Here is a 22,519-nt window from a genome sequence, read left to right as displayed (position 1 = left end):
TGAAAGGAAGACCCGCTCATGTCCGCGCGCGGTTTTAGCGTCATCGAGAATGAATGGATCCGGCTGAAGGACGGCACGCGGCTGGCCGCGCGGATCTGGATGCCCGACAATGCCGGTGCAGACCCGGTTCCGGCGGTTCTCGAATATCTGCCCTATCGCAAACAGGGCGGCACCAGCCTGCGTGACGAATCCACCTATCCCGTCTTCGCGGCGGCCGGCATTGCCGGCGTGCGCGTGGACATCAGAGGCTCTGGCGAATCCGAGGGCGTGATCGACGGCGAATATACGCCGCGCGAACTGTCCGATGGCTGCGAGCTTGTCGAATGGATCGCGGCCCAGCCCTGGTCGAATGGCAAGGTGGGCATGATGGGCATTTCCTGGGGCGGGTTCAACTGCCTGCAGGTGGCGGCGCTGAAGCCGCCGGCGCTGAAAGCCGTGATCTCGATCGCCTCGACCGTCGACCGCTATAATGACGACATCCACTACAAAGACGGCACGCATCTCTCCGCCCAGCTGTCCTGGGCCGCGACCATGCTCGGCTATCAGAGCCGCTCGCCCGATCCGGCTTTGGTTGGCGATGTCTGGAGGGCCATGTGGCTGGAGCGGCTGGAGGGCGAACCCTTCTTCCTCGAGGAATGGCTGTCCCACCCCCATCGTGACGGCTTCTGGCGGCATGGCTCGATCTGCGAGGATTTCGCCGGCTTCCCGGTGCCCGCGCTTGTCATCGCCGGCTGGGCGGATGGCTATCGCAACACACCGATCAAGGCCATCGAAGGTCTCGGCCCCAAGGCGAAAGCCATGATCGGGCCCTGGGTCCATAAATATCCGCATTTCGCCTGGCCGAAGCCGCGCGCCGATTTCCATGCCGAGGCGATTGCCTGGTGGAACCGCTGGCTGCGCGACGAGGAGACTGGCGCCGAAAACCTGCGGCAGATGCGCGCCTATATTTTGGACGGACCGCGCCCGGCGCTTCGCCGCGAGGTCGAACCCGGCTTTTGGGTCGCCAAGGAGACCTGGCAGGCGCCTGAGATGCAGAGCTTCTATGTCGGGCCACATGGCCGGCTGGAAGAAGGCCTGCCGGTGCCGCATCCCCAGCCGCATCTCACCTTCCTGCGCTCGCCGCTCGATACCGGCACGCAATCAGGCGAATGGTTCACGCTGAAGCCGGATGCCGAAATGGCCGGCGATCAGCGGCTGGACGATGCGGGATCCCTGACCTTCGACACCGAACCCGTTGCAGAGGGCGTCGCCTATCTCGGCCGTCCCGAAGTCACCGTCACCGTGACGCCGCATGCGCCCGTCGCCAATCTCATCGTCCGCCTGGTCGATCTCCATCCGGACGGGGCGGCAACCCGCATCACCTTCGGCGTCCTCAATCTCTGCCATCGCGACGGCAATGCCGCGCCGAAGCCGCTCATCGCCGGCGAACCGGTGGCGCTGCGGCTGGTGCTGGATGCCTGCGGCTATCGTCTCGGCGAAGGCCACCGGCTGCGCATCGCGCTGTCGACCTCCTACTGGCCGATGATCCTGCCCCCGCCCGACGATGCCGGCCTGACCATCGACGTCGCCACGCTCGGCCTTGCCATGCCGCTTCTTGGGCAGGCCGAGCGCATCCATGTCCCGGAGCCGGAAAACCCGGACCCGCTGCCGCATTATATCGAGCTTGCGCCCGGCCGCACCGACCGCCGCGTCGAGCGCGATCTGGCGACGGGCACGACGCGCTATTTTATCACCGAGGATACCGGCCTCTTCCGCCACCCGGACACCGGGCTTGCCACGCGGGATCTGCGCGAGGAATGCTGGTCGATCACATCGGGCGATCCGCTGTCGATGACGGGCGTGTCGACCTGGACCTGCATCACCGAGCGCGAGGGCTGGCAGGCCCGCACGGTCTCGACCTCAAGGCTGGCCTGCACGCGTGAGGACTGGCTGACCTCGGCAGAGGTGAAGGCTTTCGAGAATGGGACGGAGATCTTCACCAAGACCTTCGAAAAGCGCATTCCCCGTGATTTGATGTGACCGCTGCCTGCCCGCATCACGAGGAAGGGGTGCGGCACGCACCGGCCCACACGCGATTGCGATTTGACGCGGCGGTCATGGCGGCGCATCTGCTGAGACGAAACCGATGCCGTGATCAAGGGGCCACCCCCCCGGTGAAGCGGCACCGATCAGGCCGGCCATCAGGAGATCGCCATGCAGCCGCTTCGTCCATTTCTGTCCCTGCTTGCTCTGACCCTGCCTTTGATGGCGGCCGCGCCATCGAGCGCGGCCGAAGACCCGGTAGCCCTGCCGCCGCCGCTTCTCGACGAGCACAACACCGCCGAGAGTGAAAAGGCCGTCTTCTCCGGCGGCTGCTTCTGGGGTGTCCAGGGTGTGTTCCAGCATGTGAAGGGCGTGCGTCAGGCCGTATCGGGCTATGCCGGCGGCACAGAGGCGACCGCATCCTATGAACAGGTGAGCCTCGGCAACACGGGACACGCGGAATCGGTAGAGGTCACCTTCGACCCTGCCAAGGTGACCTATGGCAAGCTGCTGCAGATCTTCTTCTCGGTCGCCCACGATCCGACCCAGCTCAATCATCAGGGGCCGGACAGTGGAACGCAATATCGCTCCGCGCTTTTTGCTGAAACACCCGAGCAGGAGAAGATCGCCCGCGCCTATATCGCGCAACTTGGCGCGGCCAAGGCCTTCCCCAAGCCCATCGTCACAGACGTCAAGCCGTTGAAAGGCTTCTATGCTGCAGAAAGCGAGCATCAGGACTTCCTGACGCGCAACCCGACCTACCCCTATATCGTCTACAACGACCTGCCGAAGATCGAAGCGCTGAAGAGCCTGTTTCCGACCGACTTCAAAGCCAAGCCCGCGCTGGTGTCGCAGGCGCGCTTGAAGAGCTGAACAAAGGCTCTTACACGCCGCCCTCTCCCAGAGCACAGAGGGCCTGGATGCCCTTGCACAGCGCCTCGAAGCCCGCACGCGCGCCCGGGCTCATATGCCGCGCCCGCAGCCAGGCATGCACCATTTGCGGCTCCTCGCGAAAGGTCACGGCAACACCCGACAGCGCCAGCCGCGCGGCATAGGTTCGCGCATCGTCGCGCAAGGGGTCGAAATGCGCTGCGGTGATGTATGCCGGCGGCAGCCCGGCCGTGCTTTCGACCTTCAGCGGCATGGCGATGGGCAGATCGTCCGGGGCCTGCAGCACGTCCCGATAATGGCGCACATCCGCCGTCGTCAGCCCCGGCGCCTCGGCCATTTCGGCATAGGAGCCGGAAACAAGATCGCCGCCAAGACCGGGATAGATCAGGGCTTGGCCACAGATCCCTTGCAGACCGCGATCGCGCGCATCGATCGCCAGGCCTGCCGCGAGATTGCCGCCGGCACTGTCTCCGGTGAGCACCAGCGGCCGTCCCTCGCCAAGCAGATTGTCGAGCACGGCGCGTCCATCCTCGAAGGCCGCCGGCCAGACATGCTCCGGCGCCAGGCGATAGGCGAGCGCGACCACCTCGCGCCCCGTGTGGTCTGACAGCTCCGCGCAGATCGCATCATGGCTTTGCAGCGAGCCGACGACGAAGCCGCCACCATGCAGGTAAAAAATGAGCGCGGGGCCGAGTTGCCTTGCCGGCCCGTAGCGCCGGATCTGCACTGGACCCACCTGCCCCTCCTCGCGCACCAGCCCAACTGGCGATGGCTGGTCGAAACGGGCGCAGAGCGCATCATAGAATCGGCGCTGCTCGCTGATGGGAGCCGACACCGCATCTGGTGGATAGAAACTGTCCGACTGGGCCTGAAAGGCGAGGATCTCCGGCTCGGTTGGAGAGGGCGAGGGCGCCATGCGAAAGCTCCATGGACTGTTGACGGTGCCATCCAACATCACCAGCCGGAAAAGACAAGAAGGCTCCGGATCTGGCTCCGACGACGTTTATTTTAACAGTTTCTAACTATTTCAACGCCTTGCCATCATCAAAAACATGACTTAAAAAACCCACATTGTCCTTTCATTCCCGCAAAAAGTTGATAAATGGAGTCATCTTTTATGACTCCAGGACGCTTCTCTCATGCCGTTCATGCCCCTCTCCCGCCCGCTCCTTCTTCTGGCGCTGTCCGCAACGGCGCTGACACCTCTGACCATTCGCGCCCAGGCGCAGGAGGCCGGGGCTACGGGCGGCGCGACCGTTCTGGACACGATCGTGGCCACGGGCGGCTCGGGCGGCAAGATCACGGCGGAAGGTTATGTCGGCACGTCGAGCGCCACAGGGGCCAAGGTCGATACGCCGTTCCTTGAAACGCCTCAGTCGATTTCCTCCGTCACCGAAGCCCAGCTGGAAGACCGCAACCCGCAGACGCTGACCGACACGCTGGCATATACGCCGGGCACGCGCGTGGGCGCCTATGGTTTCGATCCCCGCTTCGACAGCTTCTCCGTTCGCGGTTTCGATGTGACCTATAACGGCATCTTCCGCGACAATCTGCGCCAGCCGGGCGCCGGTTCCTCCCTGTACAAGACCGAGCCTTACGGGCTGGAAGGCGTGTCGATCCTGCGCGGCCCCTCCTCCGCGCTCTATGGCGCATCGGGCGCCGGCGGCCTCTATAATCTGATCACCAAGCGTCCGACGGAAGAGCCACTGCACGAGGTCGAGATCCAGTATGGCACGCAGGACCGCTATCAGGGCCAGTTCGATTTTTCCGGTCCCGTCAACGAGCAGGACCCGGTCTTCTACCGCATGACCGGCCTGGCACGTTCGGCGGATACCACACAGGTCGGCGTGCCTGATGACCGCGTCTATCTCGCCCCCGCCATCACCTGGAAACCGGACGAGGACACGAAATTCACCCTGCTGGGCGAGGTCTCGCGCATCAAGACGGGCGGCACCGCGGCTTATTATTACGACACGACGACAGGCAAGGTCTCCGACTTCTTCGCCGGCAATCCCGATTTCAACGATTCCGTCCAGAACCAGGCGCGCCTCGGCTATGAGTTCGAACATCGCCTGAACGATGTCTTCGTCTTCCGCCAGAATGCCCGCCTGTCGACGCTGAAGACCGATGCGGACTGGGCATTCGCCTATCAGCCCAATGCCGTCGATCCGCTGCTGCTCGATTCCAGCGCCGGCACCTTCGAGGAACGGCTGACGGCGGGTGTGATCGACAACCAGATCGAAGCCAAGTTCGACACGGGCGCTCTCGATCATACCGTTCTCGTCGGGCTCGATTACACGAAGTCGCGCTATAAGAGCCTCAATGGCTATGGCGTATCGCCGCCGCTCGACACGCGCAATCCGACCAAGGGACGTCCTGTCGATGACATTCCCTTCCAAACCCGGACCGATCAGGACCAATGGCAGTTCGGCACCTATATTCAGGACCAGATCCGCTACGATGCCTGGACGCTGACGCTGGGTGGGCGCCACGACTGGGTAAAGACCGACACCGACAATACGGATCTGGCCACGGATGCGGTCACCACGACCAAGCAGACGGACAAGGCCTTTTCCGGCCGCATCGGCCTGACCTATGAATTCGACTTCGGCCTTGCCCCCTATGCCAGCTATTCCACCGCCTTCTCGCCCAATGCCGGCGTGAACCAGGAGACGGGCGCGCCCTTCAAGCCGACGGAAAGCACGCAGCAGGAAGTCGGCGTCAAATATCTCCTTCCCAACAGCAACACGCTGCTGACCGCCGCGCTCTTCAACATCGAGCAGACGAACGGGCTCTATTACGAAGTGGTGAACCTGCCGACGGGGCCATCCAATATCCAGGTTCAACGCGGAAAGCTGCGGTCGCGCGGCTTCGAACTGGAAGGCGTGACGACGCTCGACAACGGCCTGTCGCTGACCGCTTCCTACACCTACACCGACATGAAGATCCTCGAAGGGCCCGTCGGCACGGTGGGAAATCACGTCTCCTCGGTGCCGACCCACATGGCCGCGCTCTGGGCGGATTATACGATGCCCGAGGATGGTTTTGCGGCAGGTCTCGGCTTCGGCGCCGGCGTGCGCTTCATCGGCAAGAGCTACGGCAATGACACCAACACCCTGCGCAACGGCGCGCGTGCCTTGTTCGACGCCGGCATCCATTATGATTTCGCGGCCATCGACAAAAAATATGAGGGCCTGAAGCTGCAGGTGAATGCCACCAACCTCTTCGACCGGCGCGACCCCGTCTGCTCGGCCGATTTCTGCTACCGTGATCAGGGCCGCACAGTCATCGGCTCGCTGAAATATAATTGGTGAACCGATGGGATATGTCGCGCATCACGACCAAGGCGGGCCCTTCGGGCCGCAGCCGCTCGTCACGCTCTTCACCGGCGAGCATGCCTGGTGCGCGGAAAAAATTCGCGAGACGCGCGACATGCCGGATGCCCAGCCTCTGGGCACCTTCTTCCGCTCCGGCGGCTTTGCCGCCGCCCTCGACCGCATGGCCCTGGGGCGTGGCGGCGCGGATCGGCGGGCGCTTGCCTCCTTCTGGTCGCTCTATTACTTCGCCGCCCTTACCATTCCCTATCTCGTGGCCCGCAGGGCGAACCAGGCATTGCCAGTGGCGCTCGATGCGATGACGCTGACAACGGACGAAGAAGGATTGCCCCGCGCCTTCGGGCTGGCGGATGCCGGCGCGATCAGCGACGTGGAAACGGACGACCTGCCGACGTTGGTTACGCCGCTGGTCACTGCGCATCTGCGCGAGGCGGTAGCCCTGATGCAGGAACATGGCAAGCTTGCCCCGAAGCTCGCCTGGAACAATGCGGCCGTCTATATCGACTATGCGTTCAACGCCACGGCGCTTACAGCCCGGAATGAGAGCGTAGACGGGCAGGACCACTGGGCCGCAAGCGATCTCTTCCATGTCGGAACGCTTGCTGACGGCAGCGTCAATCCCTTTCGCGGCTGTCTTCGCCACGAACAGGGGCCTGAGGGCACACCACTCTGCCGCCGCCGTGTCTGCTGCATGCGTTACCTGCTGCCTGGCGTGGCGAGCTGCGGCGAACTCTGCGCGCTGCCCGAGCAGCGCCAACGCAGCCTGGAGCAATCCGCATGACCCTTGCCTGTCGTCTGCCGGCATGCGCGCTGGGCCTGATGGTTGCTTTCGCGCGTCTCCTGCTCCTCGCGCTGGGGCTCGTTCTGCCCCTCAGCCTCTCCCTTGCCGGCACAGCGCGCGCCACCGACTACCCGCTTGAGATCGTCGACTCCATCGGCCGCAAGGTTGACATCCCCAAGCGGCCGAAGGCGATCCTGCTCGGCACCGGCTTCCATCTGGTCGCCTTTTCCTTGATCGATCCGGATCCCGTCTCGCGGCTCTCCGGCTGGTCGGAGGACATGAAGGCCGACAATCCGGAGTTCTACGCCGATTTTTCCGCCAGATTCCCGGCCTTGGACACGCTCGCGCGGATCGATGACGGCACCGGCGCGGGCCTGTCTCTGGAAACGCTTCTCACCGTCCCGGCGGATCTCGCGCTGCTGGCCAACTGGCAGGCAGAGACCGAAGCCGGTCGCCAGGCAATGGCCGTTCTAGAGCAAAGCGGCATCCCCGTGATCGTGCTGGACTTCAACAGCGAGCCTCTGGTGACCACGCCTCAGGCCATGCGCCTGCTCGGCCGGATCGTCGATCGCGAGGCGCAGGCCGAGGCTTTTGCGCGGCTTTTCGAGGACAAGATCGCGCTCATTCGCGCGCGCGTAGCTTCGGCTTCCACACCAGGGCCGCGCGTACTCCTAGATGCCTTTCCCAATCCGACACCCACCCATTATGCCTATGGGCCCGGCGGGCTCGGCATGTTTCTCACGCTTGCCGGCGGCCGTAACATTGCCGATGGCCTGCCGCGGCCAGGCGGCCTGATCAGCACGGAATTCATGTTGGCGGCCGATCCGCAGGTCTATATCGCCACCTCCTCGCCAGCCGGCGGCTACAGCCATCTCACAATCGGTCCCGGTGTGAGCGAGGAGCGCGCCCGGCAGACGCTGGCCGAGACGGTGACGGCGCCGATGCTGGCCGAACTGGATGCGGTGAAGAGCGGGCGTGTGCACGGCATCTGGAATTTCTTCAACGCCGTGCCCCTTAATGTCGTGGCCGCCGAGGCCTTTGCCGTCTGGCTGCGGCCCGAGCTCTTCCCCGATGTCGATCCGCAAAAGACGCTGGATGAGATCAACAGCCGTTTTGCCGCCGTGCCGTTTCGGGGCGCCTATTGGGTGAGCCTGGACAAGCATAAGTGAGCGAGGCAACCGCCTCGCCTTTTGCCCCGGCTGCGCGCTGCCCTATATGAGTGGAGCACGAGACCGGTTCGCCAGGCCCCGCGGGATTGTTTCCCGCAGGTGTCGGCGTGACGGTTTCAGGGTGCTGGGCGCAACCAGGCGGGGGAGACGGGACGGAATGGCTGTTGCTTTGCTGACGGTCGCGGTGCTGGCGATCGTTTATGGCGCGCTCCGCTCAAGCCGGTTTCGGCGCTGGGCCGAACCGGTGCTGAGCGTTCTCGTCGCCATCGTGCTCATCGCCGCCTTCATCGTCTGGATGACCGACAGCGACCGCCGGGACAGAGATCCGCAAGCCCCATTCCAAACCAATGCGCGTCAGCCGATCACCGCTGAAGACATCGACCTGGCGGCGCTGACCTTTACCCAGGGAAAACCGATCAACAATTTCACCGTGACCGGCCGGCTAACGAACAGGTCGCAGGCTGTTCTCGACTATTTCACGCTGCTTGCGCGGCTGGAGGATTGCGCAGCCTCGCCCTGCCGCGAGATCGGCGAGGATCACGCTTTGGTCATCGCCCGGCTGCCCCCGGGCGAAAGCCGTGACATCAGCCTGGTGCTGACTTTGCCGCTGCCGGCAGGCGGCCTGTCCAACGCCTTGACCTGGACGACCCGCATCGACGGCATCCATGCCGTGCCGGCCGGACCTGCGGCACCACCGATCAGCGAGAGCCGATAAGGAGCGGCCCTAAAGCGCCGGACTGAAAACAATACGCAGACTGACGCTCTAGGTTTTTGTTTCCGCATCGAACCATTCCGAAAACCGATTCCCACTTTTCGGTCCGATGCTCTAGAACCCCGGCGAGAACAGGCCGCCGCTCAGGCTCGGGGTCTCCAGCCAGCCGCCCGCGAAGCCGGCCGCCGAAAGGCCACGCCGGATCAAGGGAATGCCGCGCATCAGCTCCCAGATCATGCCGCTGCGATGATTTTCCAGCATCAGCACGAGCAGGCCCTGATCGAGGCCGATGACGCGGTCGTCCAGCCAGCCTTCGGAGGTCGGGCCGGGAACGCTGGGATTGAAACTGCCGACGAACTGGCCGTTCTTCAGCACATTCGGATAGGTTTCCAGCAGATGACGTGTGCCGGCGATTGCCGCATCCGGAGCGAAGGGCAGGCAGGCGAGCGGCGCCCAAGGAGCCAGCGTTCCGTCATCCGGCCCGAAGGGAGCGCCCCGGGCGAGATAGCCGCTAAACTCATGCCGACGGCCATCGAAGAGGCGGCGCGAGCGCTGGGGCCCGTCACAGGCGGTCAAGCCCCAACAGTCCGCGCCATAGCCTTTGAAGCCATGTGGATTACGGATGGCATAATCGCGCTGCACGGCCACCGCCGTCTGCGTATTGATGAAGTAATCCGTCCCATGCTCAGAAGCCATGCCATCGCATATGCCGCGAAAATCGATGAAGGCGTGCGAAAACAAGTGGATGAACAGCGGTCCTGCATAAAGGAAGGGCTGGCCATTGACGTCGTGCCAGTCGCAGCGCCGTGCAAAATGATGATAGCTTTGCGGCGGCGCGGGATAGGAGCGGGAAGCCAGCGCAAGAACATAGAGAATCAGTGCCTCGCTATAGCCCTCCCAGCGATAGGGCAAAAAGCCCGTGCGCGGCTTCCAGCCGAGGGTCAGCGCCCCGTCCTCGGCCGTGGCCCAGCTCCAGTTTGCCCGGGCGTAGAGCATATCCGCGAGATCGCGCAGCTCACCCTCATCGCCGCGCGTGAAATAGGCTGAAGCCACCAGCGCGCCCGCCAGCAAAAGCGCGGTGTCGATCAGCGACAGCTCGCTGCGCCAGGCACGCTGGCCATTCTCCATGTCGAGAAAATGATAGTAGAAGCCCCGATAGCCGGTGGCGACGGGTGCGCGGCTTTGCGGACTGCCGGCAAAGAAGCGCAGCGTGGTCAAAGCCGCCTTGTAAGCGTCCTCGCGCGGCATCCATCCCCGCTCCGCCGCCACGGGCAGGCAGGCTAGGCCGAAGCCGGTGGCGGCGATGCTGCTGGGTGTGCCTTTGGATGAGGCGTCAGCCACCAGGCCAAGCGCGCCCTGTCCATAATCCTGGAAATAGCGAAAAGCCGAACGCTGCAGTTCGTCGCAAAGGGAGGTATCGGAAGCGGCGGCCAGCCTCTCGGGACTGTAACCATGCTGAAGAGCAAAATTCATGGGTCACGAACAAGTGTTGGGCCGGGCGAGCCATAGGCTCGCGGACGCAGGCCGCTATGCTAGACTATGCCAATACGCAGCCCGGGGACGATTGGATGTGTCATCGGCCGGCCTTTATGATGTTTTTCTTCATCGCCATGTTGGCAGCGCCTGCGCTTCAGGCTACCCCTGCCCGGGTCACCGCCGCACCGCGGCCGGATGTGGATGTCAACCTGGTTCTGGCCGTCGATATGTCCGGTTCGATGGACAGCGAGGAGGCCGCTATCCAGCGCAGGGGCTATGTAGACGCCCTGACCCATCCGCAGTTTCTCTCCGCAGTGACCACGGGCCGTACGGGCCGCATCGCGCTTGCCTATTTCGAATGGGCGGGAAGCATTGACGAGGCCTCGCTGACAGGGTGGACAGTGATTGAAGGCGAGGCCGATGCGCGGGCCTTCGCGGCACGCATTGCGGAACGGCCGGTCGCGACACGACGGGGCACGTCGATCTCCCATGCTCTGGATTTTGCCGCCGCGCTGATGGAAAAGGCGCCGACAAGCGCCATTCGCCGCGTGATCGACGTCTCTGGCGACGGTGCCAACAATATGGGCCCGCCCGTGGCGCCGGCACGCGACCGCACGGTGGCTGCAGGCACCATCGTCAATGGTCTTGCCATCCTTATCCGCCCGTCCGCCCTGCCGATCGGCCTTGACCGCTATTATGCCGATTGCGTGATCGGCGGGCCGGGCGCCTTCGTCATGCCGGTGCACCGGAGCGAGGATTTTGCCCAAGCCATCCGTCAGAAACTGGTGACGGAAGTCAGCGGCGTTACGCCCCCGCCGGAGGCGCGCATCGTCCCGGCCGCAGCGCAGGATCACTGCATGATCGGCGAAAAGCTCCGGCCGAGTTTTCTCGATCGCTGAATCGAACACACTCAATATCAGCAGAGTGGTAGCAGCCCAGTCTCTATCGTCGAACGTCATCGGCCGCCAGAGCGGAAAGCGTCAGCGCAGCGGCCGCGCGCCCGGACAGAAGCGCACCCTCGATATAGCAGGGAAAAGCCATGGAGAGTTCCGAAGACGCAAAGCGCAGCCGCCCCTCGCCCGTGCGCAGCAGACGTTCTGCATCCCGCGCCTCTGCGTCGGTGATCACATCGCCATAACCGCCGCCGCTATAGCGATCATCGATCCAGTTGCGCGCCGTGATATCCAGAGGATGTGCGGCTTGCGGCCCAAGCGGCGTCAGGCGTTCGAGCACAAGGGCACGCCGCGCCTCCTCGCTGCAGGCCGCCCACTCTTCAGCCAGCGGGCCGCCGAGGAAGACGATCAGCCGCCCCTCCTCCTGCCCTTCAAGGCTCGCGTCGCAGCTGAAGGAGCCGGAGCCGGGAGCCGTGATCATTCCGCTTGCGCCAAGCGCCCGCCAGAACGGCCGCTCGTAGCGCAGCAGCATCTTGACCACGCTGCCGCTGCTCCAGGCCGAAAGCGCTCGCGCCAAACCGGGCGAAGGCGCAGGGGTTAAGGCGATGCCGCGAGCGGCAACAGGCGGAACGGCGATGATGACCTGCCGAGCACGTACCGTCGATCCACTTTGCAGGGTCAGCGTGCAGTCCGATGCGGTCTGCCGGATCTCTGCCACAGGATCACCCAGCCGGATAACGCCTTCACCCAAACGCGCCGCCAACGCCTCGGCCAGAGCCTGCATGCCCTCGGGCAGGAAGCGTTTGAGCTCGTTTTCCTCATTGGTATTGCGCCGATCATTGGACACGAGAAACCAGAGGGGAATGTCGCTCAGTGGCCGGCACCACAAGCCTTCGACCATCGAACGAAAAGCAGCCTTGCCGAGTGTCGTGCTCTCCCATCGAGACAGCCATGTCTCAACCGTCTCGTTTCCAAGCGCGGGATCATCGGGATCAAGCGTGCGCAATCGTTCACGCAGCGCCTCGGCCGCCGTGTCTGCCGCTTCGACCACCTCGTCAGGCTGCGGCGGATAGAACCGATAGTCGCCCTTCAGCCATGTCCTAGCCTTGGCGAAGCCCAGCTCGCGCACGAGCTCGCTCAGCTCGGTCATGTCGCGGCAGAAAAACTGGCCGCCGCCATCCCAAGCTCGGCCTTCCGCGTCGAACTGCCTTTCGGCCTTGCCGCCGACCCGATCACGCGCTTCCAGCACCAAAACGCTTCGCCCGGCACTTTGGCAGTTCCTGGCCGCGCTCAATCCCGCGAAACCGGCACCAACCACAACCACGTCGAAAACGTTTTGATCCATCCAGCGACCATATCGTCCTTTTAGCTGGATCTGAACATCGATCTGATGATGGCAAAGTCAAGCCCCGGCTTCCGAGGCGATGCATGAAGAAAGAAAAGGAAAGCCTTGTTCTGGCTAATGAGGCTCATCTTCGATTGGACCAGGCTATCCAGACGCAAGGCACGCCGCCAGACGTCGCCGGCTTACGGCTTCACGGCGAAAATGCTGCCATCGCCCCGAGATAGCTCTTGGCCAGCGGGGCTGCGTAGGCGCTGCGTTTGCTTGTCTTCAAGCCTTGGGCGACAAGGGCTTCCGCCTGCTTGACCGCAGCGGAGACGCCGTCGATCACAGGGACGCCATATTGGCCCTGAAGCCTGGCGGCGAGATCGGCCATGCCGGCACAGCCAAGCACGATGGCTTCTGCTCCGTCCTCGTCCAGCGCACGCTCGATTTCCGCCTGCAGGCGTTCGAGAGCGCCGGATCCAGGATGTTCGAGATCGAGAACCGGGATATCCGCTGCGCGCACGCGCGCCCGCCCAGCCATGCCATAATGGCGTGCGAGATTGTCGATCAACACCCGCGAGCGCTCCAGCGTCGTAACGACGCTAAAGCGCTGGGCAAGGAAGCCCGCCGTCATCAGGGCCGATCCGCACAGGCCCAGCACCGGAACCGAAGCCAAGGCGCGGGCGGCATCGAGGCCGGTATCGTCGAAACAGGCAATGACGACGGCGTCGCAGCCTTCGGCCTCCCCAGCCCGGATCGCCTGGAGCAGCCCCGGCAGCGCCATGGCGCCGTCATAATAGCCTTCGATCGAGGCCGGGCCCATGGTGGAGGTGCGGGCCAGGATCTCGGTTCCCGGTGCGGCCACGGCGCGCGCGGCAATCGCCGCCTTCTCGGTCATGGAGGCGGTGGTGTTGGGATTGACGATGAGAATGCGCATGGAAACCGATCTTTGTCAGGCGCGCGCGGCCCGTCGGCGCAGGCCGAGAATGACCAGAAGCGCCATGAGGATCACGCTGAAGGAGAACAGGGTGGTGACGGTGCCGAGCGCATAGAGCACCGGCGTCGTCACATTGGTGGTCATGCCGTAGATTTCGAGCGGCAGCGTGTTGTAGGTGCCCGAGGTCATCAAGGTGCGGGCGAATTCGTCGTAGGAGAGCGTGAAACCGAACAGGCCGACACCGATCAGGCTCGGCGCGATCATCGGCAGGAGCACATGGCGGAAGGTCTGCCAAGAAGAGGCGCCGAGATCGCGTGCCGCCTCTTCATAAGAAGGCGAGAAGCGGTTGAAGACCGCGAACATGATCAGCACGCCGAAAGGCAAGGTCCAGGTGAGATGCGCGCCGAAGGCCGAGGAGTACCAGGCCGGCTGCAGGCCCAGCTGGTTGAAGACCACGCCAATGCCGAGCGAGATGATGATCGACGGCACGACGAGGCTCGCCACCGTGCCATAGAAGAGGATGTTGGCGCCGGGGAAGCGACGGCGGAAGGCAAGCCCTGCCATCAGCGAGACCACGACATTGACGACCATGACCATCAACCCGAGCATCAGCGAGCGGGAGAAGGAGGCGCCGAAATCGCCGACCGCCTGCTTTTCGAACAGGTTGAAGAACCAGTGCAGCGAGGCGCCGTTCATCGGGAAGGTCAGGCCTCCATTCGGGCCCTGAAAGGAGAGGATGAAGACGGCCGAGAGCGGTCCGTAGAGAAACAGGACGAACAGGGCGAAGAAGGCCGCAAGCACGTAAAATTCGAAGGTGCGCTTCTCGTGGTGCATGGCTTTCAAAGCTCCTTGCGGATATCGACGACGCGCAGGATGGCCGCGACCATCATCAGCACGACCACGAGCAGGACGACGGCATTGGCGGCGGCGGCGGGATATTGCAGCAGCGACATCTGGTTCTTCATCATCAGCGCCACCGAGGCGCTCTGCCCGCCGGACATCACCTGAACGGTGGAAAAATCCGCCATGGTCAGCGTCACCACGAAGATCGAGCCGATGGCCATGCCCGGCTTGGCAAGCGGCAGGATGACGTTCCAGAGGATCTGCCAGCCGGTGGCGCCGCAATCGCGCGCGGCCTCGATCAGCGACCGGTCGATGCGCATCAGCGTGTTGAAGATCGGCGTGACCATGAACAGCGTGTTCAAATGCACCAGCGCCAGCACCACGGCGAAATCCGAATAGAGCAGCCATTCGATCGGCGCGGGAATGATCCCCATGTCGATCAGCGCCGAATTGATCAGCCCGTTTCGCCCGAGCACCGGGATCCAGGAGATCATGCGGATGATGTTGGAGGTGAGGAAGGGCACGGTGCAGACGAGGAAGAGGACCATCTGCATCGTCGTCGTGCGGATGTGGAAGGCGAGGAAATAGGCGACCCAGAAGCCAATCGCCAAGGTCAGGCCCCAGACGAGCACCGTATATTTCAGCGTGTTGAGATAGGTCTTCCAGGTGATCCAGGAGCCGAGCGTTTCCTCGTAATTCATCGTCAGGAAATCGGGATAGAGGCCGGCGAAGTCATAATCCCAGAAGCTGACGACCGCGATCATCAGGATCGGCAGCAGGAAGAAGAAGCCGAGAATGAGGATGAGCGGCGTCGCCTGAACATAAGAGAGGACGGCGGGCGGCAACCGCAGGCTGCGTGCCTGCGCCTGCGCCGGGTCTTCGGCGACGGATTTCGAGGCGATCGATGCCATGGCTGCGCATCCCCTTTGCGGTCGGTGAGGCCGGAAAGCGCCCGGGCAGCAAAAGCCCGGGCGCCGTGTCATCAGGCGGCGATGAACTCGTTCCAGCGGCGGACCATGTAGCGGTCCTCGTCCATGACGGAGTTCCAGCAGGCGACCTTGCCCATGCGGTCTTCGAAGGAGCCGCCGTCGCGCACGGCACCGGCCTTCTCCATTACCTTGCCCTCGGGCGAGACAATGTCGCCCTGTGCGGCCTTGCCTTCGATCCAGTAGCCCCATTCGTCAGGCGACATGTGCGCCTTGGCCGTGTCCATGCAGGCGGAATAATAGCCCTGGCGGTTGAGGTAGGCGCCGACCCAGCCGGAGGTGTACCAGTTGATATATTCATAGGCCGCGTCGAGCTCCGCACCCTTGAGATGCGAGGCGAGACCGAGACCGCCGCCCCAGGCGCGATAGCCTTCCTTCAGCGGCTGATACTTGCAGGCGATGCCCTTGGAGCGCACGGCGGCGACCGCCGGCGACCACATGGACTGGATGACGACTTCGCCCGAAGCCATCAGGTTGACGGACTCGTCGAAGCTCTTCCAGAAAGCGCGGAACTGGCCGGCCTTCTTGGTCTCGATCAGGAAATCGATGGTCTTGTCGATTTCCGCCTTCGTCATGTTGCCCTTGTCGCCATATTTGATCTTGCCGGAGGCTTCCATGATCATCGCGGCATCCATGATGCCGATCGAGGGAATGTTGAGGATCGAGGTCTTGCCCTTGAAGGCCGGATCGAGAATGTCGGCCCAGCTGGAAATGTCGCGGCCAACCAGATCGGGACGGATGCCGAGCGTATCGGCATTGTAGATCGTCGGCATCATGGTGAACCACTGGGTCGGTTCCTTGGCGAATTTCTTATCGCCAGGCTTCTCCACGAAGCCGACCGTGTGCGGCGCTGTGCCCTGGGCGATGACACTGTCGGGCTTGAGCTTGCCGGTGATGAAGAGCGGCACGACCTTGTCAAAATATTTCAGCTTCTTGACGTCCATCGGCTGGATGACGCCGGCGGCATAGACCTTCTTCAGGATCCAATATTCGATATCGGCGATGTCGTAGGACTTGGGCTGGGTAACGGCGCGCTGGGCGGCGGCATCCGAATCCGTCGCGGTCATCTCCAGCGTGATGCCGAGGTCGGCTTTGCACTTCTCGGCGATGGCATTGATGTTCGATACGCCCGTGCCGAACTGGCGCAGCGTGATCGGGTTCTGCGCCCAGATCGTGGGGAAGCCGGTGATGGCGCCGGAGCCGGCAACCGCGCCGACGGCGGCCGCGCCGGTCTTCAGGAGAGAGCGGCGGGTCAGGCCGGCGCTGGCGGCTTTGCCGGTCTTGGTCTCGTTCGTCATGTCAGTTCCCTCTGTTGTTATGATGCTGCGGAATGGAAGGGCTCAGGCCGTCACGCGGCCGAGCAGGACGGCATCTTCGAGCGCCCAGCTCAAGGCGACCGCGTCGCCGACCGTGACAGGTTGAGCGAAATAATCGGCGTCCGACAGGATCACCGTGAAATCATCGCTGCCGGCGCCGATGACGGTGAGCTTCACCGACGCGCCGCGATATTCGATGTTGGAGACCACGCCATTGAAGCCCGGCGCGTCATCCGTCGCCGCGGCAAGGCGCACGCGGTCGGTACGGATACCGATATCGACGGGCTCGCCGGGCTGATGTGGCTTTCCCGACACCCGAAAGACCTGGCCGCCCGAGGTCTCGAACGCGACGATGCCGTTAAGATCGCTCGCCACAGCCCGTCCGGACAGCACGTTGTGGTCGCCCATGAAGCGGGCAACGAAGGCGGTGGCCGGCCGCTCGAACACTTCGCGCGGGCTGGCCGCCTGCTCGATGCGGCCATCATTCATGATGACGATCAGATCGGCCAGCGCCATCGCCTCTTCCTGGCTGTGGGTGACGTGGACGAAGGTGATGCCGAGATCCTTCTGCAGGCGCTTCAGCTCGGCGCGCATGCGGATCTTCAGAAAGGGATCGAGCGCCGACAGCGGCTCGTCGAGCAGCAAGGCCTCCGGATCGGTAATCAGCGCGCGGGCGAGAGCCACACGCTGCTGCTGGCCGCCTGACAGCTGCGCCGGCCGGCGGGTGGCGTAGGGCTCCATCTGCATCAGCTTCAGCATATCCAGCGCCTTGGCGCGTCTGGCATCCTTGTCCACGCCCTTCATCTTCAGGCTGAAGGCGACATTGTCGATCAGATCGAGATGGGGAAACAGCGCATAGGACTGGAACATCATCGCCGTGCCGCGCTTGGCGGGCGGAAAATCCGTCACCACGACATTACCGAGCCTGACATCGCCGGAGGAGATGCTTTCGTGGCCGGCAATCATGCGCAGCGTCGAGGTCTTGCCGCAGCCGGAGGGCCCGAGAAAGCAGCAATAGCTGCCCGGCGGGATCTTCAGCGAAATGGCATGCACCGCCGTGGTGGCGCCGTAGACCTTAGAAACGGATACGATATCGATTTCAGCGGCTTTGGACATCAGTCTCTCCCTGGTCGCCTTCTTAAGAAAGCATCAACCGTGCCAAGTCGGACCAGCTACAGAGATGAGAGAACACATGATTTGAAATCAGATATTTAGCGATAGCGCCTAAAACGTTGCCATGCGCTGCTGCTTAAGTTTTGATCGGATTGACCTCAAAAATTTGGTCAGATCGTATACAATTTCGGCCGAATGACGGATACAAAATAGCCCTTACCCCGCAGATCCTTTGCCGCTAAAATGCGACCAGGCCTTTTCGCATAAGCGATTTGCCTGACTGCGCGGCAAGCCCTGCCCGCTTTCCAATGACGGCCCATCGATGACCATGACCTTTTCCGCCTCGGCACCGGCCGAGGACAATGCCGAGGTGACGAGCCACACGATCCGCGACGCCTTGCGCGACGCCATCGTCGACCGGCGTCTTGCGCCCGGCACCAAGCTTTCGGAAGCGGATGTCGGCACCATCTTCAAGGTCAGCCGCACGCTGGTGCGCAGTGCACTCCAGGCGCTGAGCTATGAGGGTCTGGTTCTGGTCGAGCGCAATCGCGGGGCCTTCGTCGCCTCGCCCTCGCTGGAGGAGGCGCACCAGATCTTCGCCTCGCGTCGCATCCTGGAGCCCGGCATTCTCACGCTCGCCGCCGGGCGGATTACGCCGGCCGATATCACCCATCTTCGTGCCTTGCTGAAGGACGAGGAGCGGCTGATGGATGAGCGCAGCCAAAGCGCCAGGCGCGCCGAAATCAAGGCATCGGGCGATTTTCATCTCGCGCTTGCCGATATTTCCGGCAATGCGGTCATGCGCCGCTTCATGGACGAGCTGGTCGCCCGCTCGTCCCTCGTCATCGCGCTTTACGGCCAGTCTGCCATTTCGAGCTGTGGACATCAGGAGCATGAACGGATCGTCGATCATCTCGAAGCCGGCGAGACTAAGCGCGCCGCAGCGCTGATGCTGCACCATATCGATCATATCGAAGCCGATCTCGATCTGCGCCCAAAGAAGAGCACCGATCTCAAGGAAGCGCTGCTCAAAGGGCTTTGACCCGACTATCTCCAACGACAGAGCCCTGGCTGCCAGCCGACGCTCGGCGCTCGCTGGCTGTAGCGGGGACGTTTGTCTTCGTCATGAAAGCTTCACGCCCGGTCGATGTCCGGGGAAAAGACCGTATGGTCGGGAAAATTTTAACGAAGGACGGAACCCTCGTCGCATCCCCGCGTTACCGACCCGCCTATCCCTCCCCGCACCTTGCGCGGGATGGATGATGGCGAGACTGACAGCCAGGTCGGACGGTCCGCATTCAGCGAACCGACTACCCGGTGAAATGAGGGTGAGTATGAGTTACAAGAGTTTTCCTAATCCTGTTCGCGTTCTGGCGCGCCAGAGCCAGGAGACCATTATCTCCACCGCCTGGGATGCTGCCGAGTTCCTGCGGCGCTGGCCGGGCACACGGGGCCGGGCCTACCGGGTGGCCGTGCAGCATTGCCTTGACGCCCTTGATGGCATCCGCCCGGCCAAGGCCGCCTATCGTTCCTTTACTGCCGCAGCCCGGGAGGCCGGCATCCTGGCATAGCCTCGTGCGACCATGCCTCCAGGTGTTACACCGCGATGATCCGACGACGAGCCGCTGGAGGCCATCCGGCGGCTTCGCAACGACTGGCAGCACACGGAATACGCCATTCCCTTGCCCGGTCGAAACCAGCCATTCTTGACGACCAGCCCCCAAGGGCACACATCTGCCGACAGGTCCCGCAAACAAGGAGTGTCGGTGATGCAGGATGAGCCCATCAAGGACGACATGGGCGAAACGCCCGGCACGGCATCGGAGACTGCGCTGCCGCTGGACAGCAAACTGACTGCGACCAAGCGCCGCTGGGCAGAGGAGGGTCGGTTTCTCACCGGCCGCGTTGCCCGATCGGGCGATCATCGGCTGCCGCCAGGCCAGCATCTGGTCAAGAACTGGCCGGTGCTCGATCTTGGGCAGCATCCGTCAATCGGCACGACCAGTTGGTCGCTCGATGTGACAGGCGCTGTCGAGACGCCGCTGCATCTAAACTGGGCGACCTTTCAGGCCCTGCCACAATCGCGCTTCGTCTCCGATATTCATTGCGTGACCACATGGTCTCGCTATGACAATCGCTGGCAGGGTGTTTCGGTTCATGATCTTCTCGACCGTGTCAGGCCGAAGGCTGAGGCCACCCATGTAATGCTGCGCAGCTATGATGGCTATACGACCAATCTGCCACTTGCCGATTTCGCCGTTGAGGACGCCATTCTCGCAACCCATTGGGAAGGCGAGCCGCTGACACGCGAACATGGCGGTCCTGTTCGGCTTGTAGTGCCGCATCTCTATTTCTGGAAAAGTGCGAAGTGGATCGAGCGCATCGATTTCATGACCGCAGACCGCGCCGGCTTCTGGGAAAAGAACGGCTATCACATGCGCGGCGACCCCTGGGCGGAAGAGCGCTATTCCGAGGATTGAGGGTCACAGGCTGTCATCGCAGGCGGCGTTGACGATGGCCTGTAACGCTACCACCAGCGGGATGGATGCTCGACCCCGAGTATCCATCCACACCGCGCGGCAATGGGAGCGGCCGTAACCGTCCGAAACGCTCAGGCCGCATTCACCGATCTTGATAGGAAGTCAGGCCTTGGGCCCCTTCTTGAAAGGCTTGCCTCCGGGCTTCTTGTCGCCGCGCGGCTCGAAGCTCTTTTTCTCGTAGCTCTTGCCCTCGCCTGCCCTGCGCTCGGTGTGCGCGCCGTCCTCGCTGCGTGGCCCCTTCTTGGCCCAAGGCTTGGCAGCCTCGCCCTCGGGACGGTCACGGCGATCATTCTTCCAGACGGGTTTCCCGGCCTTGGGGCCGTCACGGAAATCGCTCGCGCCATCTCGGGAAAACGGCTTCTTAGCAGGCCGGCGGGTCTCCGAAAGATCCGGCGCACCCGGCAGTTCGGTGACCGTAATGCCACGTTCGAGCTGACGCTTCGGGCCCAGCGCTTCGGTGAAGCGCCCAGCCCAGTCGCGTGCAATTTCGACGTGGGTCACGTCCTGCTGCATTTTGATCGCGCCGATCTCCTGCTTGGTGATCTTGCCGAGGCGGCACATCACCGGGATCAGCCAGCGGGGCTCGACCTTGTCGCGTCGGCCGGCCGAAAGCTCGAACCAGACGCTATCGCCGAAGGATTCGCGCGGCGCACGCGGGGTCGGCTCGAATGTGCCTTCGCTGCGCTCGCGGGCGCCGCGTTCGCGCGGCGCCGGCGCCACGCTGATTTCCACCAGATCTTCCGGGGCCGAGCGGCCGGCGCGCAGGCCGCGCACAAAGGCCGCCGCCACCACTTCGGGGCTGAAACGGGAGACGATTTCCGCCGCCAGCGCCGCCTCTTCCTCGCCAACGGGCTCGTTCAGCGAAGGATCGGCCAGAACGCGCTCGTCATCGCGCTTCAACACCTCGTCGGCCGATGGCGGACGGGTCCAGTTGGCCTCGATGCGGGCCTCGCGCAGAATGCGCTCGGCCTTGCGGCGCGCACTCGTAGGCACGACCAGTGCGCTGATACCCTTCTGACCGGCGCGCCCGGTGCGGCCCGAGCGGTGCAGGAGCGTATCGGGATTCGTCGGCAGGTCGGCATGGATCACAAGCTCGAGGCCTGGCAGGTCGATGCCCCGCGCTGCGACGTCGGTGGCGATGCAGACGCGCGCGCGGCCATCGCGCATGGCCTGGAGCGCATGGGTGCGCTCGCTTTGGCTGAGTTCGCCCGAGAGCGCCACCACGGCAAAGCCGCGATTGTGCAGGCGTGCCGTCAGATGATTGACTGCCGCGCGGGTGGAGCAGAAGACGATGGCATTCTGCGCATCGTGAAAGCGCAGGAGGTTGATGATGGCGTTCTCCCGATCGGCGGGGACGACGACCAGCGCCTGATAGTCGATGTCGACATGCTGCTTCTGTTCAGCCTGGGTCGAGATGCGCAAAGCATCGCGCTGATAGCTGGCCGCCAGATTGGCGATCGCGCGGGGAACGGTGGCCGAGAACATCAGCGTGCGGCGATCGGCCGGCGCGGCATCCAGCAGAAATTCCAGATCCTCGCGGAAGCCGAGATCGAGCATTTCGTCGGCCTCGTCCAGAACGACGGCACGCACGGAGGAGAGATCCAGCGCGCCGCGCCGCACGTGGTCACAGAGGCGGCCAGGCGTGCCGACGATGATATGGGCACCGCGCTCCAGCGCGCGCCGCTCGGTGCGCACATCCATGCCGCCGACGCAGGAGGCAATCTCGGCGCCGGTGAATTCATAGAGCCACTCGAATTCACGCTTTACCTGCATGGCAAGCTCGCGCGTCGGAGCCACGACGACGCAAAGCGGCGCGCTTGCCCGGCCGAAACGGCCGGCATCCTTCAGCAGGGTCGGGGCAACGGCCAAGCCGAAGGCGACAGTCTTGCCGGAGCCGGTCTGGGCCGAGACCAAGGCATCGCGGCCATTCATCTCGGCGGCCAGCACAGCCTTTTGAACCGGGGTGAAGCTCGCATAGCCGCGTTTGGTCAATGCTTCGGCAATCGCCGGAACGACGCCCTCGAACTCAGTCATGATCATCAGTCTTTCGGAATGGAGGTCGCGGTCGATATCGGGATATCCGAGATCGGAGCGGCGCGCAGAGCCTGGCGGCCGCGCGCGGGATTGGGCGTCTCATAGAGCATCCCCCAGGATTTGTCGAGCGGCGCCGCTTGGGGC

The 22,519-nt window shown here is 63.5% G+C and carries 19 protein-coding genes; 10 read left to right on the top strand and 9 right to left on the bottom strand.

Annotated features, from left to right (window positions below; translation table 11 throughout):
• The first annotated feature begins 18 nt into the window (after positions 1 to 18).
• Together BMX61_RS12960 and msrA are read left to right on the top strand one after the other, a co-directional pair.
• On the top strand, positions 19 to 2,019 hold the full coding sequence (locus BMX61_RS12960) for a CocE/NonD family hydrolase (protein WP_075626647.1): 2,001 nt from the start codon (positions 19 to 21) through the stop codon (positions 2,017 to 2,019).
• Positions 2,020 to 2,193: 174 nt separating this feature from the next.
• Positions 2,194 to 2,895, top strand: coding sequence for a peptide-methionine (S)-S-oxide reductase MsrA (gene msrA, locus BMX61_RS12955; protein WP_075626646.1), 702 nt, complete (start codon positions 2,194 to 2,196; stop codon positions 2,893 to 2,895).
• Between the two features lie 10 nt (positions 2,896 to 2,905).
• On the opposite strand, the gene BMX61_RS12950 is transcribed toward msrA, so the two are convergent.
• Positions 2,906 to 3,829 carry an alpha/beta hydrolase gene (locus BMX61_RS12950; RefSeq protein WP_075626645.1) on the bottom strand — a complete coding sequence of 308 codons (924 nt, stop codon included), beginning with the start codon at positions 3,827 to 3,829 and terminating at the stop codon, positions 2,906 to 2,908.
• Positions 3,830 to 4,052: 223 nt separating this feature from the next.
• Between BMX61_RS12950 and BMX61_RS12945 the strand changes: the two genes are divergently transcribed.
• From BMX61_RS12945 to BMX61_RS12930, 4 genes are all read left to right on the top strand, one after another.
• Entirely contained in the window at positions 4,053 to 6,227 is a 2,175-nt protein-coding gene (locus tag BMX61_RS12945) for a TonB-dependent siderophore receptor (protein ID WP_092742714.1), read from the top strand.
• Positions 6,228 to 6,231: 4 nt separating this feature from the next.
• Entirely contained in the window at positions 6,232 to 7,029 is a 798-nt protein-coding gene (gene fhuF, locus BMX61_RS12940; RefSeq protein ID WP_075626644.1) for a siderophore-iron reductase FhuF, read from the top strand.
• Positions 7,026 to 8,198, top strand: a complete 1,173-nt coding sequence (locus BMX61_RS12935) for an ABC transporter substrate-binding protein (protein WP_234794675.1) — start codon at positions 7,026 to 7,028, stop codon at positions 8,196 to 8,198. The genes fhuF and BMX61_RS12935 overlap by 4 nt, the downstream gene beginning before the upstream one ends.
• 157 nt (positions 8,199 to 8,355) lie before the next feature.
• The gene (locus BMX61_RS12930; protein ID WP_075626643.1) at positions 8,356 to 8,913 is read left to right on the top strand and encodes a hypothetical protein; all 558 of its coding nucleotides are present in this window, start codon (positions 8,356 to 8,358) and stop codon (positions 8,911 to 8,913) included.
• Positions 8,914 to 9,024: 111 nt separating this feature from the next.
• On the opposite strand, the gene BMX61_RS12925 is transcribed toward BMX61_RS12930, so the two are convergent.
• Positions 9,025 to 10,383 (bottom strand): glucoamylase family protein, encoded by a 1,359-nt coding sequence (locus BMX61_RS12925; protein ID WP_075626642.1) that lies wholly within the window; start codon positions 10,381 to 10,383, stop codon positions 9,025 to 9,027.
• A 119-nt stretch (positions 10,384 to 10,502) separates the two neighbouring features.
• Here BMX61_RS12925 and BMX61_RS12920 point away from each other — a divergent pair, with 119 nt between their 5' ends.
• Positions 10,503 to 11,285 (top strand): DUF1194 domain-containing protein, encoded by a 783-nt coding sequence (locus BMX61_RS12920; protein WP_075626750.1) that lies wholly within the window; start codon positions 10,503 to 10,505, stop codon positions 11,283 to 11,285.
• Between the two features lie 43 nt (positions 11,286 to 11,328).
• On the opposite strand, the gene BMX61_RS12915 is transcribed toward BMX61_RS12920, so the two are convergent.
• The 6 genes from BMX61_RS12915 to BMX61_RS12890 all read right to left on the bottom strand — a co-directional run bounded on the left by BMX61_RS12915 (position 11,329) and on the right by BMX61_RS12890 (position 17,804).
• Positions 11,329 to 12,624, bottom strand: coding sequence for a flavin monoamine oxidase family protein (locus BMX61_RS12915; protein WP_075626641.1), 1,296 nt, complete (start codon positions 12,622 to 12,624; stop codon positions 11,329 to 11,331).
• Positions 12,625 to 12,814: 190 nt separating this feature from the next.
• Positions 12,815 to 13,543, bottom strand: coding sequence for an aspartate/glutamate racemase family protein (locus BMX61_RS12910; RefSeq protein ID WP_075626640.1), 729 nt, complete (start codon positions 13,541 to 13,543; stop codon positions 12,815 to 12,817).
• A 15-nt stretch (positions 13,544 to 13,558) separates the two neighbouring features.
• Positions 13,559 to 14,377: an ABC transporter permease gene (locus tag BMX61_RS12905; RefSeq protein ID WP_075626639.1), complete on the bottom strand. Its 819-nt coding sequence runs from the start codon at positions 14,375 to 14,377 to the stop codon at positions 13,559 to 13,561.
• A gap of 5 nt (positions 14,378 to 14,382) precedes the next feature.
• Positions 14,383 to 15,297: an ABC transporter permease gene (locus BMX61_RS12900; RefSeq protein WP_075626638.1), complete on the bottom strand. Its 915-nt coding sequence runs from the start codon at positions 15,295 to 15,297 to the stop codon at positions 14,383 to 14,385.
• Between the two features lie 71 nt (positions 15,298 to 15,368).
• A complete protein-coding gene (locus BMX61_RS12895; RefSeq protein ID WP_075626637.1) occupies positions 15,369 to 16,670 on the bottom strand; it encodes an ABC transporter substrate-binding protein in 1,302 nt (433 codons plus the stop codon).
• A 42-nt stretch (positions 16,671 to 16,712) separates the two neighbouring features.
• Positions 16,713 to 17,804 (bottom strand): ABC transporter ATP-binding protein, encoded by a 1,092-nt coding sequence (locus BMX61_RS12890; RefSeq protein WP_075626636.1) that lies wholly within the window; start codon positions 17,802 to 17,804, stop codon positions 16,713 to 16,715.
• 325 nt (positions 17,805 to 18,129) lie between these two features.
• Here BMX61_RS12890 and BMX61_RS12885 point away from each other — a divergent pair, with 325 nt between their 5' ends.
• The 3 genes from BMX61_RS12885 (at position 18,130) to BMX61_RS12875 (ending at position 20,281) form a co-directional block, all read left to right on the top strand.
• The gene (locus BMX61_RS12885; protein ID WP_075626749.1) at positions 18,130 to 18,843 is read left to right on the top strand and encodes a GntR family transcriptional regulator; all 714 of its coding nucleotides are present in this window, start codon (positions 18,130 to 18,132) and stop codon (positions 18,841 to 18,843) included.
• A gap of 292 nt (positions 18,844 to 19,135) precedes the next feature.
• The gene (locus tag BMX61_RS12880) at positions 19,136 to 19,372 is read left to right on the top strand and encodes a DUF982 domain-containing protein (protein ID WP_075626635.1); all 237 of its coding nucleotides are present in this window, start codon (positions 19,136 to 19,138) and stop codon (positions 19,370 to 19,372) included.
• 225 nt (positions 19,373 to 19,597) lie between these two features.
• Positions 19,598 to 20,281 carry a sulfite oxidase-like oxidoreductase gene (locus tag BMX61_RS12875; protein WP_075626748.1) on the top strand — a complete coding sequence of 228 codons (684 nt, stop codon included), beginning with the start codon at positions 19,598 to 19,600 and terminating at the stop codon, positions 20,279 to 20,281.
• Between the two features lie 162 nt (positions 20,282 to 20,443).
• Here the strand turns inward: BMX61_RS12875 and BMX61_RS12870 are convergent, their stop codons facing one another.
• Positions 20,444 to 22,375, bottom strand: coding sequence for a DEAD/DEAH box helicase (locus BMX61_RS12870; protein ID WP_075626747.1), 1,932 nt, complete (start codon positions 22,373 to 22,375; stop codon positions 20,444 to 20,446).
• Positions 22,376 to 22,519: the final 144 nt, after the last annotated feature.

Source organism: Xaviernesmea oryzae (genome assembly GCF_900109605.1).
In the GTDB taxonomy this organism is placed as follows: Bacteria; Pseudomonadota; Alphaproteobacteria; order Rhizobiales; family Rhizobiaceae; genus Xaviernesmea; species Xaviernesmea oryzae.
The sequence above is the reverse complement of the archived record's forward strand: the minus strand, read 5'-3'. Positions and strand labels throughout refer to the sequence as shown.

Excerpts from the sequence above, each read along its gene's own strand:
- BMX61_RS12880 (WP_075626635.1), top strand. The coding sequence starts at position 19,136 with ATGAGTTACAAGAGTTTTCCTAATCCTGTTCGCGTTCTGGCGCGCCAG.
- BMX61_RS12875 (WP_075626748.1), top strand. The coding sequence starts at position 19,598 with ATGGGCGAAACGCCCGGCACGGCATCGGAGACTGCGCTGCCGCTGGAC.
- BMX61_RS12870 (WP_075626747.1), bottom strand. The coding sequence starts at position 22,375 with ATGACTGAGTTCGAGGGCGTCGTTCCGGCGATTGCCGAAGCATTGACC.
- BMX61_RS12900 (WP_075626638.1), bottom strand. The coding sequence starts at position 15,297 with ATGGCATCGATCGCCTCGAAATCCGTCGCCGAAGACCCGGCGCAGGCG.
- BMX61_RS12920 (WP_075626750.1), top strand. The coding sequence starts at position 10,503 with ATGTTTTTCTTCATCGCCATGTTGGCAGCGCCTGCGCTTCAGGCTACC.
- BMX61_RS12905 (WP_075626639.1), bottom strand. The coding sequence starts at position 14,377 with ATGCACCACGAGAAGCGCACCTTCGAATTTTACGTGCTTGCGGCCTTC.
- fhuF (WP_075626644.1), top strand. The coding sequence starts at position 6,232 with ATGGGATATGTCGCGCATCACGACCAAGGCGGGCCCTTCGGGCCGCAG.
- BMX61_RS12935 (WP_234794675.1), top strand. The coding sequence starts at position 7,026 with ATGACCCTTGCCTGTCGTCTGCCGGCATGCGCGCTGGGCCTGATGGTT.
- BMX61_RS12930 (WP_075626643.1), top strand. The coding sequence starts at position 8,356 with ATGGCTGTTGCTTTGCTGACGGTCGCGGTGCTGGCGATCGTTTATGGC.
- BMX61_RS12915 (WP_075626641.1), bottom strand. The coding sequence starts at position 12,624 with ATGGATCAAAACGTTTTCGACGTGGTTGTGGTTGGTGCCGGTTTCGCG.
- BMX61_RS12910 (WP_075626640.1), bottom strand. The coding sequence starts at position 13,543 with ATGCGCATTCTCATCGTCAATCCCAACACCACCGCCTCCATGACCGAG.
- BMX61_RS12945 (WP_092742714.1), top strand. The coding sequence starts at position 4,053 with ATGCCGTTCATGCCCCTCTCCCGCCCGCTCCTTCTTCTGGCGCTGTCC.
- BMX61_RS12925 (WP_075626642.1), bottom strand. The coding sequence starts at position 10,383 with ATGAATTTTGCTCTTCAGCATGGTTACAGTCCCGAGAGGCTGGCCGCC.
- BMX61_RS12960 (WP_075626647.1), top strand. The coding sequence starts at position 19 with ATGTCCGCGCGCGGTTTTAGCGTCATCGAGAATGAATGGATCCGGCTG.
- BMX61_RS12895 (WP_075626637.1), bottom strand. The coding sequence starts at position 16,670 with ATGACGAACGAGACCAAGACCGGCAAAGCCGCCAGCGCCGGCCTGACC.
- BMX61_RS12950 (WP_075626645.1), bottom strand. The coding sequence starts at position 3,829 with ATGGCGCCCTCGCCCTCTCCAACCGAGCCGGAGATCCTCGCCTTTCAG.
- BMX61_RS12890 (WP_075626636.1), bottom strand. The coding sequence starts at position 17,804 with ATGTCCAAAGCCGCTGAAATCGATATCGTATCCGTTTCTAAGGTCTAC.
- msrA (WP_075626646.1), top strand. The coding sequence starts at position 2,194 with ATGCAGCCGCTTCGTCCATTTCTGTCCCTGCTTGCTCTGACCCTGCCT.
- BMX61_RS12885 (WP_075626749.1), top strand. The coding sequence starts at position 18,130 with ATGACCTTTTCCGCCTCGGCACCGGCCGAGGACAATGCCGAGGTGACG.